Raw genomic sequence first — 17149 nt, 5'->3', positions numbered from 1 at the left:
GCTTAGCGCACTAATGCACGCAGAAGCGCGGCATTGTCAGCATTGTCAGCCATCACCACGCTGGTCCATCCTAAACGGGTCGCCAGCCTCGCTAGTCGAGGACTCACCACCAACAGCGAGCAGTGCAGCAACCACCGGTGTGCTGTTTTTGGAACCAGGGTATAGAGCCGTTGCAAGAGCTCTCCACTGGTGACTACCAGACAATTTACCCCAGCTTGCTGCCATAAGTCACTCTGTTCTAACCCATTATAAGCGATCGGCACCCGTTGATAACATTCACACAGGCTGACGCTAGCACCACGCTGTGTCAAACTGGTCACTAGGCGGCGGCGCCCCCCCTGGCCACGTAGCAGTAGAATGCGCTCGCCGGCCACTCGTAAAAAACGGGGCAGTGCCAACACACTTTCACTGCTACTGCGTCCAAGGGGGTATCCCACGGGTTGGCCACAGCACTGCTCTAATGCTTGGGCACTAGCAGCCCCAATGGCGTAATAGGCTACCTGGGTTGGCCAATGAAAGGGTTCGACAGCCCGCCAGGGCTGAATAAATTCAACGGCACGGGGCGATAACGCCATAATGATGCTGTAACTGGATAAATCCTGCAGGACCATTCGAGTGCTGGGGGAGGAGGCTATTGGCTCATAGCTTATCAGCGGGCAGTGCATCGCAGCGATCCCCTGCTGCTGGAGCTGGAACACTAATTCCGCCCCCTGTGCCCCGGGGCGTACGACCAACACGGTCATCCACAGTTCTCGGTCATGAACCCTACTTCAATAAGCTGTTGCCAGCCGAGCAATACAACCCTGTGCTAATAGCGTTTCAGCCAGCTGGCCGCCGATCGACCCTGCCAGTGCCCAGGGACCCGACAAGGATCCAGTGTACCGCTCTCCATGCGCCGCAATCACTACGGCGTGCAGTTGTAATCCGGCGCCTTGCGGATGGGCATAAGCTCCGACCGCTAGCCCTTCAGTGCTGCAACGCCGCAACACCGCTCGCTCTGCCGTTACACAAGCTTCAGTCTCAAGCTCGGTGAAGTGCGCGACTAACGCCTGGATTTCGTGATCCTCGGTGCGATACTGCACAGCTAACGCCCCCTGACCCGGTGCCGGTAACCAGGTATCCAATGATAGGTAGGCACTGATGTACCGTTGCAAGCCCAAGCGTTTCAGGCCAGCGACTGCCAAGATCAACGCATCATAATCTCCCTGTAGCCACTGTTGTAAACGGCTCGTCACATTACCCCGTAGCGCCTTAAGCGTTAAATCAGGCCGATGGTACGCCAGTTGCTGCTGCCGCAACCGACTAGAGGTCCCTACCCTAGCCTGTGGCGGCAATGCCTCCAAGGGGCTTCCCTGATGGCTAATCAGAGCTTCCTGTGCCACTTCGCGACCTCCAAACGTCGAAAAAGTGAGCCCCGGGAGCTCGGCAATGGGTAGATCTTTGACCGAATGTACGGCCATATCCGCCCGCTGTGCTAGCAACTCCTGTTCTAACGCTGCAACAAACAGCCCCCGCTGCGTCGCCTGATCCAGGGGCAGATGCAGATCCCGATCCCCTTGCGTGGCAATCGGGGCTAACTGAATCATCAATCTGGAGTCAAAGCATTGCAATTGCTGAGCAATAAACCGTGACTGCCATAAGGCTAACGGACTTTGGCGGGTTGCAATAATGATCTTCTTTCTGCGCATGTTTTTTCAAGAGCTCTCAGGGTGCAATAGCTGCGGTGACGACCACCAAGCGCTGTTAACGAACTAGCCCCGGTTACTAGCCCAACAATATAGCTTAGCCGAGGAGAGAGTCAATCCTGGACCCCTCTGTGAGCGGCTCTTTAGAGCAGCCTGGCTTCTGTATCGGTGGTTCACTCCTCCTGCCAGTTTAAAAGTGTTATAGTGATAGCCTACCGAACCTAAGACCTAAGCGACTACCCTTGCCGCCCTCTATAGAAACTCTTAAAAAGCGCTTGGAGGCGATCAACCAACTGCGTGTAGTCCGGACTTTAGCGGCCGGTAGTCCCACCTTCCAGCACGTTTATCAGCTACTACCGCTGCTGTTGCATTACCACCATCCACAGTTACCAGGTTACTTGACAGGTGAGGTCCCCCAGGGCATCTGTTTATTCCAGGCATCACTGCAACAGCAGTGGTTACTGCATCATTCTGTGATACCTAGCCACCGGATTCAACTGATCCGTCAGGGTCCCCCAGCCATTGCCGCCCTGTATAGCATGGGGAGCACTGCTTCTCTTGGGCAGACCACTACCTCCGATCTTGATCTCTGGATCTGTCTACAGGCTGCACTACCCTTTAGTGCTCGCAATGCCTTGCAGCAAAAATGCCAGTTACTCAGCGAGTGGGCCCAACAGCATGGGGTGATCACCAGTTTTTTTATTATTGATGAACAGCGCTTCCGGGATCAGAGGCCTTTTGCCAGCAACCCATTGGTTCAGCAGGTGCTTCACGATCAACTATTATTAGAAGAATTTTACCGTACTCAGGTCCGTTTAGCGGGCAAGCGTCTGATTTGGCCTATCATCCCCCTAGAGCAGGAGCCCCACTATGAGCACTATCTAGCCTGGCTCTATCAGCAAGGTATCGTCGATCGAGCGCACTGGTTTGATCTGGGCGGCCTTAAGCGCCCGGTAGCCTTTAACTATTGCATGGCAGCACGCCAACAACTGGAGAATAATCTCCAGGCACCCTATAAAGCGATATTAAAAAACCTGTTATTAGAGATCTACGCTATGGAGCCATCGCATAGCCCGTGGCTTGCGCTAGACTTTAAACAACAGCTCCAGCAGGGGCGTCGGAACTCTTTTGGATTGGATCCCTATTGCATGGTACTGGACCGCATCACTCATTATTTAACCAGCAGGGGAGATAGTCACCGCCTTGAACGGGTGCGGCGCTGTTTTTATCGGAAAGTACGCGATCATACCAGCCATCCGATCACGGGCAGTGGCTGGCGCCAAGCCGTTTTACGACAACTGATTGACGAATGGGGTTGGGATATTACCCAAATTAAACGAGTAGACAGTAACCCTGATGAGCAGCGCTCTGCTCCCGCCCTCTACCAGGATGATTTACTGCAAGAGATAAGAGAGAACGACCATTATTTACGGCACTTGACGCAGTTAAAGTACCACAACGTTCCTGAAGCGGCCGATGGGACCATCTCTGATGGGCTGCTTGGTCAAATGGCGAGAGGATGTCACCTTGAAATATCAGCAACTCGATAACCTAGAAAGCGGTTGGAAATGGCACTATTTGGTTAAAAAACATCGAGAAGGTGTGGCGATTACGTGCCATTTAGATCAGCATGCCGCTGAAGCTGCCACTGATCTTCTACTACAACTAGAGCATCAGCCTACTCAAGTCGTTCAGTGGATCACCAGCCATATGAACCCTGATTTGGATAGACAATTAAAGCAATCCATTCGCGCCCGCCGTAAACGTCATTTCAATGCGGAACTACCTGATACGCGAAAAAAATCGATCGATTTGGAATTTCTAGCGTGGCAATGCCTGGTAGACTACGCCCAGCAGCGACAGTTAACCCTCTCTAGAGCCGTCATACATCTGGTAACAGCAGCCGCTGATAAAGAGCAGTATGCATCGCAGATGATGGCTGTTAAACAAGATTTAACCCGGTTATTAGCCTCTAGTTCACCTTAAAGAGCCCCCCTGGTCCTCCACATGGCCTGGCTACTAACACGCTCTTCGGCTTACCCCTCTCATCTGTAGGGCAGAGTCCATATCTAGGAGAGCAATAGCCCCTTAATCCTATTCTGATCTAGACTGAGTCTAATGAAGCACTGAATGAAGAGAACAGCTGATGAAAACTATTCATCATCATGAAGCGAAAGCGCACTTCTCAAAACAGTCAGGCAAGCCAATGGGGGATTGTTTAAAAATGTGTATAACCCATATTATACAGCTAAGCAACTACCCTTCCTGAGGAAGAAAAATACTATGTACCTTGAAGACCAAGACAGCATCACTGCGACTGAGTTAGCACGAAATCTATCGGCAATCATTGATCGCGTGCGCATCCATCAGCATGGACTATGGATCACCAAGGGAAGTCAGACCGTTGCAGAGCTTAGACCCCCTAAGAATGAACGTGACTGAGCCCTACCTCTTGCAAGGCAGGGCTCAGAGAGATTACCCTAAGGCACTGATTCACTGTTCTTGTGAATCAGTGGGTTGGCAGTGGGCATAGCGGACTGCCTACACCCACGCCGTCTCCTATGACGGATCTCGGTATTTTAGTTTTATTAAGTGAAACAATGATAAATCAATCAGTGACGCCGTGTAGTCTACCAGGAGAGGCTAGCTACCTGTGCGACGCTCCTCTCGAATTACATCATTCCGCCCATACCACCCATGCCACCGCCCATACCACCACCGCTCATATCTGCTTTTTCTTCTTTAGGCAGATCAGTGATCATACACGCTGTAGTGATCATTAATCCGGCAATTGAAACCGCATATTTTAAAGAACAGCGGGTGACCTTGGTTGGATCTAGAATACCCATCGCTTCCATATCGCCATATTCACCAGTGGCAGCATTGTAACCATAGTTGCCGTCACCTGCTTTGACTTTATTCACCACGACGGAGGCTTCAACACCTGCATTACTGACGATTTGACGCATAGGTGATTCCATCGCCCGCAGGGCGACCCGGATACCGACGTTTTGATCTTCGTTATCCCCTTTAAGGTTCGCAATCTTAGCGGCCGCACGGATTAACCCAACCCCACCACCAGCAATCACACCCTCTTCAACTGCTGCACGGGTTGCATTCAGTGCATCCTCTACCCGGGCTTTCTTCTCTTTCATCTCAATTTCAGTCGCGGCGCCGACTTTAATGACCGCTACCCCACCGCTCAACTTAGCAGCGCGTTCCTGTAGCTTCTCTTTATCATAATCTGAGGTGGTTTTGCTGATCTCTTTTTTAATGCCTTCGATACGCGCATCAATCGCCGCACGCTGGCCAATACCATCGATAATGGTGGTCGTATCTTTAGTAATCACCACCCGCTTGGCTTGCCCTAAGTCAGCAACCGTCACTTTTTCTAACTCGTTACCAACCTTCTCAGAGATAAAGTTTCCGGCTGTCAGCGCCGCGATATCGAGTAACATCGCTTCCCGACGATCACCAAACCCTGGGGCTTTGACTGCAGCCACTTTAACAATACCACGCATGGTGTTGACTACCAGCGTCGCCAGTGCTTCTCCTTCCACATCTTCCGCAATCACCAGCAGTGAGCGGCTAGCCTTAGCAACTGCTTCTAATACCGGTAACAGTTCACGAATATTAGAGATTTTCTTATCTGCCAGCAGGATGTAAGGATTTTCCAGCTCAACCGTACCAGATTCAGGTTTATTAATAAAATAAGGTGAGAGATAGCCACGGTCGAATTGCATTCCTTCAACCACTTTTAGATCATTCTCTAACCCGCTGCCCTCTTCTACAGTAATGACGCTATCTTTACTGATCACGCCGCCTTTGCTGACTTTTCTCATCGCTTCAGCAATTAATTGGCCAACCGCTTCATCAGAATTCGCTGAGATAGTAGCAACCTGTTGAATCGATTTAAAGTCATTACACTGTTTAGAGTTCTTTCTCAGCTCTTCATCAGCTGCTTTAGACGCTTTATCGATACCGCGCTTCAAATCCATTGGGTTCATGCCGGCAGCGACGGCTTTTAAACCCTCATTCACGATGGACTGTGCTAAAACAGTCGCGGTAGTGGTACCATCTCCCGCTGAATCATTGGCCTTAGAAGCAACCTCTTTGACCATCTGCGCACCCATATTTTCGAATTTATCTTGTAATTCGATTTCACGGGCCACGGAAACGCCATCTTTGGTGATATGGGGTGCGCCAAAAGATTTATCTAAAACCACATTCAGTCCACGTGGTCCTAAGGTTACTTTGACGGCATCCCCTAGTATATTGACCCCGCGCAGCATCTTGAGGTGCGCTTCATTAGCAAATTTAATCTCTTTAGCAGCCATGTCTATAGTTCCTGTATTCAAGTTCTAATGGTTTACTACAATAATCAGCGTGCTATGACTACGCTTCTACAATAGCTAAAATATCGGTTTCAGAGAGAATTAGTAGCTCTTCACCCGCTATCTTTTCAACCTTAACGCCGTAGCCATCATTAAAAATAACTGTGTCACCGACTTTGACATCTAATGGCTTCAGGTTGCCATTATCCAAGATGCGCCCTTTGCCTACCGCTCGAACCTCGCCTCGCGTGGACTTACCAGCAGCGGTACCCGTTAATACAATGCCCCCGGCTGATTTGGATTCAACCTCTTGACGTTTAATCATGACCCGATCATGCAATGGACGGATTTTCATCGATGCTCTCCTAAAGTATTGGAACAATATCCTCAGACAAAATGATGGATGTGTTCGTTTCAGTGTCGAGACCTATCAGGCCCGTGAATCTCTAGGTGAGGGCGTTTCAGTTAACTTCAAGGGGCAACGAACAAAAATTTTTACGCCAGCTGGATAGAATACCTAAGCCCGATTCCCCAGGCACTCACGCGTCAATCGGCTAGGGTCACCTACCTTGATGGTGCCAAAAGAGCCTGGAAACATCCCCGCTAATCAGCCTAGCTGTCAAGCGAGAGCAACTCACAATAATCATTTGCGTGAGCGTGGCTATCGGGTAAACTCAACCCGCATTGCGATGCTCACCCGGTGAAGAGACTCCGGTGGTCACCGGACAAGACCCAGTAACACACCTTGATCAGCAGCGCTCTCCATCGAAGGCGCTAGTAGCCGCGCCCAACCTCATGACGGGATATCACAATTCATGCTCTTACTTGAATGCCTTCTAGTACTGTCCGCTCTGTATTTAGGCACCCGAATCGGCAGCATCGGTATTGGCTTAGCTAGCGGCTTTGGTCTGTTATTCCTCATCCTATTAGGCCTCAAACCAGGCAGCATCCCTTTTGATGTCATTGAGATGATTATGGCAGTTACCGTCGCTATCGCCGCCATGCAAGCCGCTGGCGGGATGCATTATCTGGTCCAACGGATTGAGTCTCTCTTGAAACACCAGCCGCGGCAGATCATCTTTTTAGCCCCATTAATCACCTACAGTATGACACTGTTAACCGGTACTGGTTATATTACGCTGGCCCTGTTACCGGTGATCGTCGAAGCAGCCAAAGCACAGGGGATCCCGCCGTCACGTCCCCTCTCTCTAGCGGTAGTCGCCTCGCAGATTGCGGTTACTGCCTCTCCACTGTCAGCCGCCGTCTTGGTGGTGGCCTCCCTGATTAAACCCTTTGGCATTGATTACCTGCAACTATTAGCGGTTGTTATCCCAGCAACCTTGGCGGCGGTGATACTCACTTCTGGGCTATTCAGCAGGCTGGGAGGGGCCACCACCCTACACAGCCAACCCAACGTTCCCCCTCCCGCCACTGGGAGCCCTACAGCAGTCCATCACCGTTGCCAATCCGCGCTGCCATACTATGCAAAACGCTCCGTAGGGCTATTTCTTCTAGGCATTATTATGGTGATCGGTTATGCGATCCTCATCAGCGATCCAGTCGGCTGGATTCAAGAGCCACTGCTAACCCGAAACCAAGCCATTCTGATCGCCATGCTCAGTGTAGCAACGCTGATCACCCTACTCTGTCGGGTTGAGGGGCAGGCTATCATCGCTAGTGATACCTTTAAAGCAGGGATGAGCGCCTGTGTCTGTATCTTAGGGGTGGCTTGGTTAGGCGACACCTTGATTAGCAATCACCTTGAGGCCATTCAGGAGATCGCTGCTGCCTGGCTAGTCACCTACCCTTGGCTATTGGCGATCACTCTTTTCTTCGCTTCTACCCTACTCTATTCACAAGCAGCCACCGCCAAAGCCCTGCTCCCAGCCGCTCTGGCGATTGGCGTCAGCCCAAGCACCGTCGTAGCCTCATTTGCCGCAGTCTCTGCACTGTTCGTACTACCCACCTACCCCACGTTACTGGCAGCGGTAGCTATGGACGATACCGGCTCTACACGCATTGGTCGCTATCTCTTTAACCACCCGTTTTTTTTGCCAGGGATTGTCGCTATCATCCTCTCCGTACTCTTTGGTTTCTTGTTGATACCGGTCGTACTGTAACGGCTGAAACCCCAGGAATCCTGGCACGGTTAGAGCGTGAACACTCTTTTTTGAGGAGAGCTTTGTGAAGATCGTGGTTGTGCTCTGCACTGTTCCAGATCAGGCCTGTGCCGAACAGCTCGCACAGATTGTGCTTGAGGCACGCTTGGCCGCCTGTGTCTCGTATCTACCGCCCATGACCTCCCTCTATCATTGGCAGGGCACTATTGAACGACAGACTGAGATTCAATTACTGCTGAAAACCGACAGCCAGCGGCAAGCCGCATTATTCATGACGCTCAAGGAACACCACCCTTACCAGGTGCCTGAACTGCTGGCCTGGCCGGTCGATACCCCGGAGGCTGCTTATGAGGCCTGGTTAATCGAGGCACTGACTGCACCAAAGCAGTAACCCCTCACTCCCAAGCCACACAGCGTTGCCATACCCTCGGGCCTGTAGTTGTTGTGAACGTCACTCATTCATCTTTGAAATAACCAAGGGTGTCAGGTGTTAATGGTAGTGATACATTCTGTTGATACTCTGAAAACAAGCATGATCTACCCATTCATTGCAAAAGTAGATTTCTAAAGCTGCCATTTTCAGTCATAATCCCTACGCGGCTTAACTGTACAAGCGAAATTGTGCGATATGTTTGAGACCTTATTGTTTCAATTTATTGTATTATGGGCCGTTATTGACCCAATTGGGACTATTCCCGTTTACCTCGCGAAAACGGCTCGATTCTCTCCAGAAGAGCAGCAGCAAGTCGCACGTAGAGCTGTTTTGGTCTCTGCCGGTATTTTACTGTTCTTTTTATTTGCGGGTAAGTTAACCTTAGGGGCGTTACAGATCCCGTTAACTGCCTTTCAAGTGGCCGGTGGTCTAGTGTTGTTGCTGTTTGCCTTAACGATGATTTTTGGCGAAAGCAAACCCGATCAAGAGATGCGCTTAGAAAGCAAAAGGAGCGATGTGGCGGTTTTTCCCATCGCAGTGCCTTCTATCGCCTCCCCGGGGGCTATGATGACTTTGGTGCTCCTCACTGATAAAGATGGCTTTACGCTCCTTGACCACCTATTCACCATGCTGGTGGTTTTTAGCGTCCTGTTCATCACTTACCTGTTGCTGCTGGTGGCTAATGATATCCAACGCTGGATCGGCGTCACCGGTGCGGCCGTGATCAGCCGGGTGATGGGACTTATTCTGGCTTCTGTAGCCGTGAATAATATCTTGACCGGTTTACAAGCGTTCTTTTCCCAGTCCTGCTCAGAATTCATAGTGCCTAACCAGCAGGCGCTGCTGCTAGGGTTGAGCTCAGCTTGGATAAATTATCCATGGCCGCTTTAAATAACCTTCTATCATACTGGCCATGGATGGGTTGATCATACCTTTTAGGGTATAGTACGATCGTGCGTAGTTGCCCTAAGCTTCGATGAACTAACGGTGAGGTGACCCAATCATTTTTCACCTCGACACTGGTGATCTTCTCCTGTGCTGATGGGTTGCGACTTAATGCCCGGCGGTGGCTCCCCATGACATGAAAAGCCTGAAAAACTCTGGCCTGATTAATCAGCTCTGAATATTGCCCTACCGCATACTCAGCTAAACTTCCCCCCAACGAGTGTCCAGACACCGTAAAGGTGTCGAAACGCTGCTGGCGTGCATGGTGTGCCGCTTGCTTCGCTAACTCTGACGCCTCTTGGTAGAGCGCTGCTGTCCAAGGCAGATGAAAAAAGTTGTTCAGAATGGCTCTGGCCTGATTGAATTTTCCTAGGAGGGTTGGATGACTCTTAAAACCGCCAAATACTAGCGATAACTCTTTCCCTTGAGGCTGCTCTCGAGTCACCAGATGGGCACTCAACCCTAGCCTAGAATAGAGGTGATCTCCTGTAAAACTTAACTGGTGATCACGCTTTACCAGTTGATTTTCTAACCCTCGTGAATAGTAACTGTTGAAGCCTGGTAATCCTTTAACCATGAGTAGCTGCTGGGTGTGTAGGTCAATCTTTCGTCGATAACCAACCCGACTGGCGGCAGCCTCTCCCACGATGGAGAGCTGCTCGACGATAGGTAAGGTTGAAAAATCAGTAGGCCCACTGGATCTACCTGGGGCGTGGTCGATTCGATCTAAGGGTAGTGCCCGCCGAGGTAGACTGGCCGGTAACCGTTGATAAGCCACCATAAAGCCATGCAGTACCAGCCGTTGATGGCTGGATAACTTCAAAAAGCGATCAAAGCGTTCGTCACTGATCTGCCCTTGAGTGAATGCCTGCTTTAACTGCTGCTGGGCTAGAGTTTGATGATGGGTATCGGACAGCAGAAATGCTTTGATTGGCTGCTGTAATAGCCTCTTCTGAGCATTCGTTTGCAACCGTGACACCCTCCTATTGATGAAGCCAGCACCCCCTGATGGGGAAGCCGCTACTGCTTGATTGGGCGGTTGGAATAGATCCTCTGTAATAAATTTTGGCAATGCAGCCGTCTGCCCTAAAGGTTGATAAAACTGGTCCAGTGTTTGTAACAGTTTATTTATTTTACGACCATTCAGGATTTTATGCCCACTCCAGTAATGAGGATAGTGATTTGATCTTGCCACCTTTTTTTAGACACAGAGAAGAGAAACCTTAAGCGACCTGGGATAACCAATTTTTTTCAAAATTTACAGGAGACAGATAGCCTAGCGTTGAGTGCCGTCTCTGTCGGTTATAAAACACTTCTACGTATTCAAAAATGCTCAATTTGGCTTGTTCTCTGCTCTCAAAACGTTCAAAGTGGGTGTGCTCTGTTTTTAAGGTATGGAAAAAACTCTCTGCTACTGCATTGTCATAACAATTGCCCGTACTACTCATGCTAAGCGTTATCTGGTGATGCGCCGATACAGCCTTGAATCCTTTGCTGGTATACTGGCTGCCTCGGTCGGAGTGGTGGATGAGACCTGCAGCAGGCTTCCTCCGTGTTATTGCCTGGCGTAATGCTGCGGCTACTAACTCGGTGGTCATGTGAGCTTGCATATCCATCCCCACGATACTACGAGAGAACAGGTCCAGTACGATAGCAACATACAACCATCCCTCTTGGGTCGGAATATAGGTAATATCTGCTGCCCAGTATTGATCAGGGCGAGTGGCTGTGAACTTCTGCTTGAGTAAATTAGGCGCCACTGCGGCCTTTGGATCGACTATTGTGGTTACCTTAAATCGTTTTTTCATCTTAGCCGCAATATGGGCTGCTTTCATTAGCCGACAAACCCGTTTGCGTGAACAGCGCTCACCTCTAGCTCGTAACTCAGCATGGATACGTGGGCTACCGTAAATTTGGTTGCTTATGGTATAAACCTCTTTAATTTCAGATATTAAACGCTCATCCTCACAATAGCGCTTGGATGGCTCAGCCTTGATAAACTGATAATAGCCACTGCGGGATACACCTAACACGTTGGACATCCTCTCTACGCTGAATTCCCCAGCATGCTTTTGCATAAACTGGTATTTTACTTGCGGGCCACTGAGAAGATGCCCAAGGCTTTTTTTAGGATATCCCTCTCTTCGCGTGCTATCGCCAATTCTTTCCGCAATTGACTGAGCTCAGCATCAGACGCTTTCAGGTATCCTTTGCCCGGGAAAGCCTCTGCACCATCCTTGTTATGCTGATGGACCCACCCTGCCAATGTACTCTTGGGAACTCCCAATTCCTCGCTCAATTGACAGAGCGTTTTACCAGTGCTGTGATACAGCTTTACCGCATTCAGCTTGAATTCCTTATCATAGCTCCTTGATTCCCCTTGATTCATAACTTCACCTCAAAAAGTAACAAAAAATTATACGCTTTGTTCCTCTTCGTTGTGTCCGTTAAAGGGTAGCAAGATCAATTAAGAGAATAAACAGCCTGGGTCCCATACTCTTGAGCAATGGCTAACATTAAAGCACTTTTAATGGTACGCTGGCTGAGCCGTTGCTGGCGTAAGCAGGGTAGCTGACGAATCATTGGGATCTGATGCAATAAGGAGTGGACTGGTTGTACCCAGCCTTTTTGATCCCTTTTTAATCGCTGATGGCTATCTAAGCGAAGCGTATAATCCGCAAAACAGCTCGTTTGTCTAAAATCATTGACCGTTAACCTCATGATGATCCCCTGAAAATTTTATGAGTGATCTCGTATTGTTCTCAGGCGATCAATGTTTCAGTCCATCGTGTAGCCTATCAACGTTAATTGAAGCAGTGAATAGGGCCACCGGCCTCTAGGCACTCCCTGCATTCTTTGGCAAATAAAAAACTTAGCCATTGACAACCCTTCAGATAAATTATTATGACCAGAAGCTGCCCATTTCTCTAATGGGCCATTGACCTGAAACAGATAGGTACCCTGGGTGATAGTGAGTGATGAGCCGATCATGACAGGACTCAACGACGATCCCTATCAAAGGGGAGCGTTATCGATTAAAGGAAAAACGCCAAGCGGGCGTGTTCGCTGTGACACCCGCTCAGCTAGAACCGACTGAAGAAATTAGGTGGTATTTGTGCCCAGACTGCTCAACTTCAAAGGCCATCCCATCAGCAGTGATCTGGAAGGGAAACTCTTTAAAATTTTTTTTAATCAACGAGTGATAGCGGAGATCATCTGAAATAGTTAATGAGTTGGACGCATAATCTAGTAATATCTGTTTATCTTTAAACGCACCGAGGCCAGCGACGGGAGTCTCTCGCACTTTATGTTCACCAAACAGTGTCATCCCCCACTGTTTCAAGGGGGTCACTGTGACGTTTTTTAATTGAAGTCCATTCACCTCAAGAGAGTCAGCCAGATATTCTATGTTCTCCCAGATTTTCCCTGTTTCATCAGTACTACGATAGGTGCGCCCTTTTTTGAGTCCTTTTATTTTATTGAGCTGAGCTTCATGGAGGTGAAAGCCAACAGTAGCGCCAGTATCAACCATGGCGTATACCGGATTACCGTTAATTATAATAGTGGTATGAGGTATGGAGGATTGGTCAAAGCTCAGCTTTAGAGTTGCAGAGTTTCCCGTAGTGGCACAGGAAGATACAGAGAAGATGGCTAAAGCAGTACATAAAAAATTTGATAACCAGAGCGTTACGCTTTCTATTGTTCGACCCGATGATTTCTGAATATTTTCCATGATGGTTGTTTCATCCATGCCAGTGGCAAGGCTGGATTAACATCACCTGAGTTCAGGATAAGCATGGCTTAAGGGCTAAAAAACCTACAATCACTGTTCAGATTACCCATGGACATTCTCCAATAGGAAACATGGTCTTCAACCAGGCCCTACAGTACTATGGGACTACAACCATTGAGTGCGTTCATTCAAGCCAAGAGCAGATCGACGATGCTCTGCTGGAGGATGACACTGATGGGTAGCTGGGCTGATTAGGGGAGACCCGGACAGCTTACGCTGTCATATGGTGTTGCAACTCCTTTAACCCTTTCTGCTCTAGCTGGCGAATGCGCTCGGCTGATATGCTGTAGCGATCGGCTAACGCTTGTAAAGTCGCTTTCTGTGGATCTAACCAACGGGCACGGATAATCTGCTGCGTGCGTTCCTCTAAATTCTGTAGTGCCTGGCTCAGCTTATCGGCCGCATGCGTTTCCCAATTTTCTGCTTCAATGCCCACGGAAAAATTGGACAGCTTATCCTCTAAATACAGCGGAGGAACCACACTCTCAGTGGGATCATCGTCCGGATTAACATCAAACGACAGATCTTGCGCCACCATGCGTGACTCCATCTCACGCACATCCTCACCGCTGACGCCCAAAGCATCCGCCACTAAGGCCACTTCATCTTGATTAAACCACCCTAGTCGCTGTTTGGTTTTCCGCAAGTTAAAAAATAGTTTACGTTGTGCTTTGGTGGTAGCAACTTTAACAATGCGCCAATTACGCAGTACATACTCATGGATCTCCGCTTTAATCCAGTGAATCGCAAAGGAGACCAATCGAACGCCCACCGTCGGATCAAAACGCTTGACCGCTTTCATCAACCCAATATTGCCCTCTTGAATCAGATCGGCTTGCGGCAAGCCGTAACCAGAATAATTACGAGCAATCCGCACCACAAATCGTAAATGGGATAAAATCAGCGACTTAGCAGCCTCTAAATCTGCTTTGTAAAATAGACGCTCAGCCAGCTGTTGCTCCTCTTCAGCGGATAACAGAGGAAAACGGCCCACCGCCCGAATATAGCCTTCCAAGCTCCCCTGAGGAACTAAACAGGCCCAAGCTTCTGTTTTTATTGTCATCTAACACTCCATCAATGCTACAGACCAGGACGACCACAATCCCCTGGAACGGACCACTCTACCGCAATCCACTGCCCTTTTAAAGCGGCTGCAACCGCTACGCCAACCCCAACCCCGCACCCCTCCATAGTCAAGTTTAGAGGGAGTAGGGCTGGCTATCGACGTTTTTTATCGGGTTTAAGGCTCGCTATCCAGCATCTCCTCCGGTGTCAGTAACGCTTCAATAAAATCGTTGGCGACAAAGGAGCGAAGATCGTCTGGCTGCTCACCCAAACCAATATAACGAATCGGGATCCCGAACTGTTCAGCTAAAGCCAAGACAATTCCGCCTTTGGCACTCCCCTCTAGTTTGCTTAACACTAGCCCTGTGATCCCGACTGCTTCATGAAACAGCCTCACCTGACTCAGCGCGTTTTGACCGGTCGTCGCATCCAAGGTTAATAAGATCTCCTGGGGCGCCCGCTCATCTACTTTTTTTATCACCCGAACCATTTTCTGCAGTGAGGCCATCAAGTGCTCTTTATTGTGCAAACGGCCAGCAGTATCTATCAATAAGATATCTACTTTTCGCGCCTTAGCCGCCTGTAGTGCATCAAAAGCCACCGCTGCAGCATCAGCGCCGCTCGGTTGGGCAATCACCGGAATCTGGTAACGATCGCCCCAGATCTGCAGCTGTTCTACCGCCGCTGCCCGAAAAGTATCTCCGGCAGCCAGCATGACCGAGTGTCCCTCCCGTTGCAGCTGGTAGGCCAGCTTACCCAGGGTGGTGGTCTTGCCAACGCCATTGACCCCCACCATCAATACTACATAAGGAGGGGAGTCTGTTGCAAACCTCAACGGGCATTCAACCGGTTGTAACAGCTGCTGCAATAACTTTTTTAAATGGGCCTGCAGCGCCTGCGAGTCCGGGATCTGGCCGCTTTTAAACGCTTGCTCTAATCGCTGCATCATTTTAGTGGTCGTCGGCAAACCCACATCTGCCAACAAGAACTGCGTTTCCAAACGGTCTAACAGTTCACGATCAACCACTCGACGCTGTAATAGACCGAAAAAATGGGCCCCTAAGGCCTGCTTGGTTTGCCGTAACCGCTGAGATAAACGCTGTAAAGCAGGCTCTGAATCGGGTCTGACAGCGGGGGTTGGTTCGCTGGCAGCCTTTGGCTGTCTGTTGCCGTCGCTAGCACTGGAGGAGACTGCTTCCGGCCCCCCCGCACTATCACTAGATTCCAGTGCTGTTGGTGGCAACTCGATGGCCTGCCCTGGGTGATCGGAGTTGCCGAGCAGCCACGTGAGTAGCCGTGATCGCGTTTTTTTTGTCATGCCCTCTCAAACTCCTGCACTCTGCTTGCCTAACCGAAGTTAAACACGCTATCTTAGCACTCTTTAGCCATCTCTGTAGCGTATGAATAACCGTTTACTATCGCAGCCCCCTGGCCACGTGCGCATCATCGGCGGCCGTTGGCGCGGCAGAAAACTAGCCGTTTTAGCTGAACAGGGTCTGCGCCCCACCAGTCATCGCCTACGCGAGACCCTCTTCAACTGGCTAGCACCAATGCTTCCAGGTGCTGCTGTGCTAGACTGCTTTGCTGGCAGCGGTGCGCTCGGCATAGAGGCGTTATCACGCGATGCCAGTTACCTGCGCCTACTGGAGCATAATCCCTTAGTGGCACAGCAATTAGGTCAAGTACTCCAGCGGCTCGAAAGCCAGGCTGCCACGGTACTGACTGTCGATAGTCGAGATTATCTGGCACAACCAGCCGATCGCCGTTTTAATATCGTTTTTCTCGATCCACCCTTCTATCAAGCGTTGCCACAAGCACTGTTTATCCAGCTTGAACGTTATCATTGGCTGGCAGAAGAGGCCTGGATCTACCTTGAAACAGAAGCAGACTGGCTACCAGCCACTCTTCCTAACCATTGGTATCTACACCGTGAGACTAGGAGCCGCCAAGTCGCTTATCGGCTCTATCAGCGGCAGCCCATCACTGCTCACCCCTGTAACAAGGGCATATAAGACCGAAAACCCTCTAACATCATTTGGATAGAGACCAATAGTAAAATCAGCCCCATCAATCGCTCTACGGTGCTTAGACCTTTCTTGCCGAGCCAGCGCACACAAAAGGTGCCTGATAACAGGACTACCAAAGAAGCTACCCAAGCCAGCACGACTGCTAAAATCACGCTCGGTAACTGCTGTGGATAACAGGCTGCTTGTCGTAATATTAAAGCGACCGCCGAAGGTCCCGCTATCAAGGGAATCGCTAGCGGAACCAAGAAAGGCTCTTCGTTGCTCACTAATCCCAAAGCACCATTAGGCTGTGGGAAAATCATTCGTAATGAAATTAAAAATAGAATTAATCCACCCGCTATCGACAGGGTTTCTAATCGTAAACCCAACCCCTTGAGCAATGGCTCACCGGCAAACAAGAATAGTAGCAGGATAAGCAGTGCAAACAGCATCTCACGAAGGATGACTTGCCAACGCCTTTTAGGTTCCAAATGACGCAGCGCCGCGCTAAAAACTGATAAATTCCCCGGTGAATCCATCGCTAAAAACAACAACAACGCGGTTGACTTAATATCCATAATGCTATCCTTAATGTAATCCCGCCCCGACTAACTGTCTCTAAATTATCTGTCAATGGTTTGTTAACAACAACCCTCATAAACCAGTAGCATGCCCTATTTTTAACTGAACAACCAGAAACTATGAGCGCAATACTGCTAGAGACCCTTGAGCTTTAAGAGGCTTATTGTTATAAAAGAAGCCATCATC

Annotated in this window: 15 protein-coding genes and 2 pseudogenes; 6 read left to right on the top strand and 11 right to left on the bottom strand. The window is 49.7% G+C overall.

Translation table 11 applies throughout. The features are described 5' to 3' along the window. Positions 1–2: 2 nt before the first annotated feature. Positions 3–743: a uroporphyrinogen-III synthase gene (locus tag NL324_RS02855; RefSeq protein ID WP_253306253.1), complete on the bottom strand. Its 741-nt coding sequence runs from the start codon at positions 741–743 to the stop codon at positions 3–5. Between the two features lie 27 nt (positions 744–770). Continuing rightward, entirely contained in the window at positions 771–1688 is a 918-nt protein-coding gene (hemC, locus tag NL324_RS02850; RefSeq protein WP_253306252.1) for a hydroxymethylbilane synthase, read from the bottom strand. Positions 1689–1927: 239 nt separating this feature from the next. Between hemC and NL324_RS02845 the strand changes: the two genes are divergently transcribed. Then, positions 1928–3235 (top strand): class I adenylate cyclase domain-containing protein, encoded by a 1308-nt coding sequence (locus NL324_RS02845; protein WP_253306251.1) that lies wholly within the window; start codon positions 1928–1930, stop codon positions 3233–3235. Continuing rightward, positions 3213–3671 (top strand): macrodomain Ter protein MatP, encoded by a 459-nt coding sequence (gene matP / locus NL324_RS02840; RefSeq protein ID WP_253306250.1) that lies wholly within the window; start codon positions 3213–3215, stop codon positions 3669–3671. Before NL324_RS02845 ends, matP begins: the two co-directional genes overlap by 23 nt. Positions 3672–4357: 686 nt before the next feature. On the opposite strand, the gene groL is transcribed toward matP, so the two are convergent. Further along, positions 4358–6022 (bottom strand): chaperonin GroEL, encoded by a 1665-nt coding sequence (groL, locus tag NL324_RS02835; RefSeq protein WP_253306249.1) that lies wholly within the window; start codon positions 6020–6022, stop codon positions 4358–4360. A gap of 58 nt (positions 6023–6080) precedes the next feature. After that, complete coding sequence (locus NL324_RS02830; RefSeq protein ID WP_253306248.1) at positions 6081–6374, bottom strand: co-chaperone GroES; 294 nt, start codon at positions 6372–6374, stop codon at positions 6081–6083. A gap of 460 nt (positions 6375–6834) precedes the next feature. Between NL324_RS02830 and NL324_RS02825 the strand changes: the two genes are divergently transcribed. From NL324_RS02825 to NL324_RS02815, 3 genes and pseudogenes are all read left to right on the top strand, one after another. After that, positions 6835–8139: an anaerobic C4-dicarboxylate transporter gene (locus NL324_RS02825; RefSeq protein WP_253306247.1), complete on the top strand. Its 1305-nt coding sequence runs from the start codon at positions 6835–6837 to the stop codon at positions 8137–8139. A gap of 64 nt (positions 8140–8203) precedes the next feature. Beyond that, entirely contained in the window at positions 8204–8530 is a 327-nt protein-coding gene (cutA, locus tag NL324_RS02820) for a divalent-cation tolerance protein CutA (protein WP_253306246.1), read from the top strand. Between the two features lie 237 nt (positions 8531–8767). Next, a pseudogene (locus NL324_RS02815) lies at positions 8768–9376 on the top strand (MarC family protein); the annotation flags it as partial. A 22-nt stretch (positions 9377–9398) separates the two neighbouring features. On the opposite strand, the gene NL324_RS02810 reads toward NL324_RS02815, so the two are convergent. The 6 genes and pseudogenes from NL324_RS02810 to ftsY all read right to left on the bottom strand — a co-directional run bounded on the left by NL324_RS02810 (position 9399) and on the right by ftsY (position 15693). After that, a complete protein-coding gene (locus NL324_RS02810) occupies positions 9399–10487 on the bottom strand; it encodes a hypothetical protein (RefSeq protein WP_253306245.1) in 1089 nt (362 codons plus the stop codon). A gap of 253 nt (positions 10488–10740) precedes the next feature. Continuing rightward, positions 10741–11906, bottom strand: a pseudogene (locus NL324_RS02805) (IS3 family transposase). 74 nt (positions 11907–11980) lie between these two features. Continuing rightward, positions 11981–12238, bottom strand: a complete 258-nt coding sequence (locus tag NL324_RS02795; RefSeq protein WP_253306244.1) for a hypothetical protein — start codon at positions 12236–12238, stop codon at positions 11981–11983. Between the two features lie 358 nt (positions 12239–12596). Then, positions 12597–13250 (bottom strand): pepsin/retropepsin-like aspartic protease family protein, encoded by a 654-nt coding sequence (locus tag NL324_RS02790; protein ID WP_253306243.1) that lies wholly within the window; start codon positions 13248–13250, stop codon positions 12597–12599. Between the two features lie 271 nt (positions 13251–13521). Continuing rightward, positions 13522–14373: an RNA polymerase sigma factor RpoH gene (gene rpoH, locus NL324_RS02785; protein WP_253306242.1), complete on the bottom strand. Its 852-nt coding sequence runs from the start codon at positions 14371–14373 to the stop codon at positions 13522–13524. 177 nt (positions 14374–14550) lie between these two features. Continuing rightward, complete coding sequence (gene ftsY / locus NL324_RS02780) at positions 14551–15693, bottom strand: signal recognition particle-docking protein FtsY (protein WP_253306241.1); 1143 nt, start codon at positions 15691–15693, stop codon at positions 14551–14553. 82 nt (positions 15694–15775) lie between these two features. Between ftsY and rsmD the strand changes: the two genes are divergently transcribed. Continuing rightward, positions 15776–16387: a 16S rRNA (guanine(966)-N(2))-methyltransferase RsmD gene (rsmD, locus tag NL324_RS02775; RefSeq protein ID WP_253306240.1), complete on the top strand. Its 612-nt coding sequence runs from the start codon at positions 15776–15778 to the stop codon at positions 16385–16387. Here the strand turns inward: rsmD and NL324_RS02770 are convergent. Further along, positions 16363–16959 (bottom strand): YhgN family NAAT transporter, encoded by a 597-nt coding sequence (locus NL324_RS02770; RefSeq protein ID WP_301282746.1) that lies wholly within the window; start codon positions 16957–16959, stop codon positions 16363–16365. The genes rsmD and NL324_RS02770 overlap by 25 nt on opposite strands. Between the last annotated feature and the right edge of the window lie 190 nt (positions 16960–17149).

The organism is unidentified bacterial endosymbiont, assembly GCF_918320885.1.
In the GTDB taxonomy this organism is placed as follows: Bacteria; Pseudomonadota; Gammaproteobacteria; order Enterobacterales.
The sequence above is the reverse complement of the archived record's forward strand: the minus strand, read 5'-3'. Positions and strand labels throughout refer to the sequence as shown.

What these genes read in the sequence shown, in the direction of transcription:
- NL324_RS02855 (WP_253306253.1), bottom strand. Translation starts at nt 743, where the DNA reads ATGACCGTGTTGGTCGTACGCCCCGGGGCACAGGGGGCGGAATTAGTG.
- hemC (WP_253306252.1), bottom strand. Translation starts at nt 1,688, where the DNA reads ATGCGCAGAAAGAAGATCATTATTGCAACCCGCCAAAGTCCGTTAGCC.
- groL (WP_253306249.1), bottom strand. Translation starts at nt 6,022, where the DNA reads ATGGCTGCTAAAGAGATTAAATTTGCTAATGAAGCGCACCTCAAGATG.
- NL324_RS02830 (WP_253306248.1), bottom strand. Translation starts at nt 6,374, where the DNA reads ATGAAAATCCGTCCATTGCATGATCGGGTCATGATTAAACGTCAAGAG.
- NL324_RS02825 (WP_253306247.1), top strand. Translation starts at nt 6,835, where the DNA reads ATGCTCTTACTTGAATGCCTTCTAGTACTGTCCGCTCTGTATTTAGGC.
- NL324_RS02795 (WP_253306244.1), bottom strand. Translation starts at nt 12,238, where the DNA reads ATGAGGTTAACGGTCAATGATTTTAGACAAACGAGCTGTTTTGCGGAT.
- NL324_RS02790 (WP_253306243.1), bottom strand. Translation starts at nt 13,250, where the DNA reads ATGGAAAATATTCAGAAATCATCGGGTCGAACAATAGAAAGCGTAACG.
- rpoH (WP_253306242.1), bottom strand. Translation starts at nt 14,373, where the DNA reads ATGACAATAAAAACAGAAGCTTGGGCCTGTTTAGTTCCTCAGGGGAGC.
- ftsY (WP_253306241.1), bottom strand. Translation starts at nt 15,693, where the DNA reads ATGACAAAAAAAACGCGATCACGGCTACTCACGTGGCTGCTCGGCAAC.
- rsmD (WP_253306240.1), top strand. Translation starts at nt 15,776, where the DNA reads ATGAATAACCGTTTACTATCGCAGCCCCCTGGCCACGTGCGCATCATC.
- NL324_RS02770 (WP_301282746.1), bottom strand. Translation starts at nt 16,959, where the DNA reads ATGGATATTAAGTCAACCGCGTTGTTGTTGTTTTTAGCGATGGATTCA.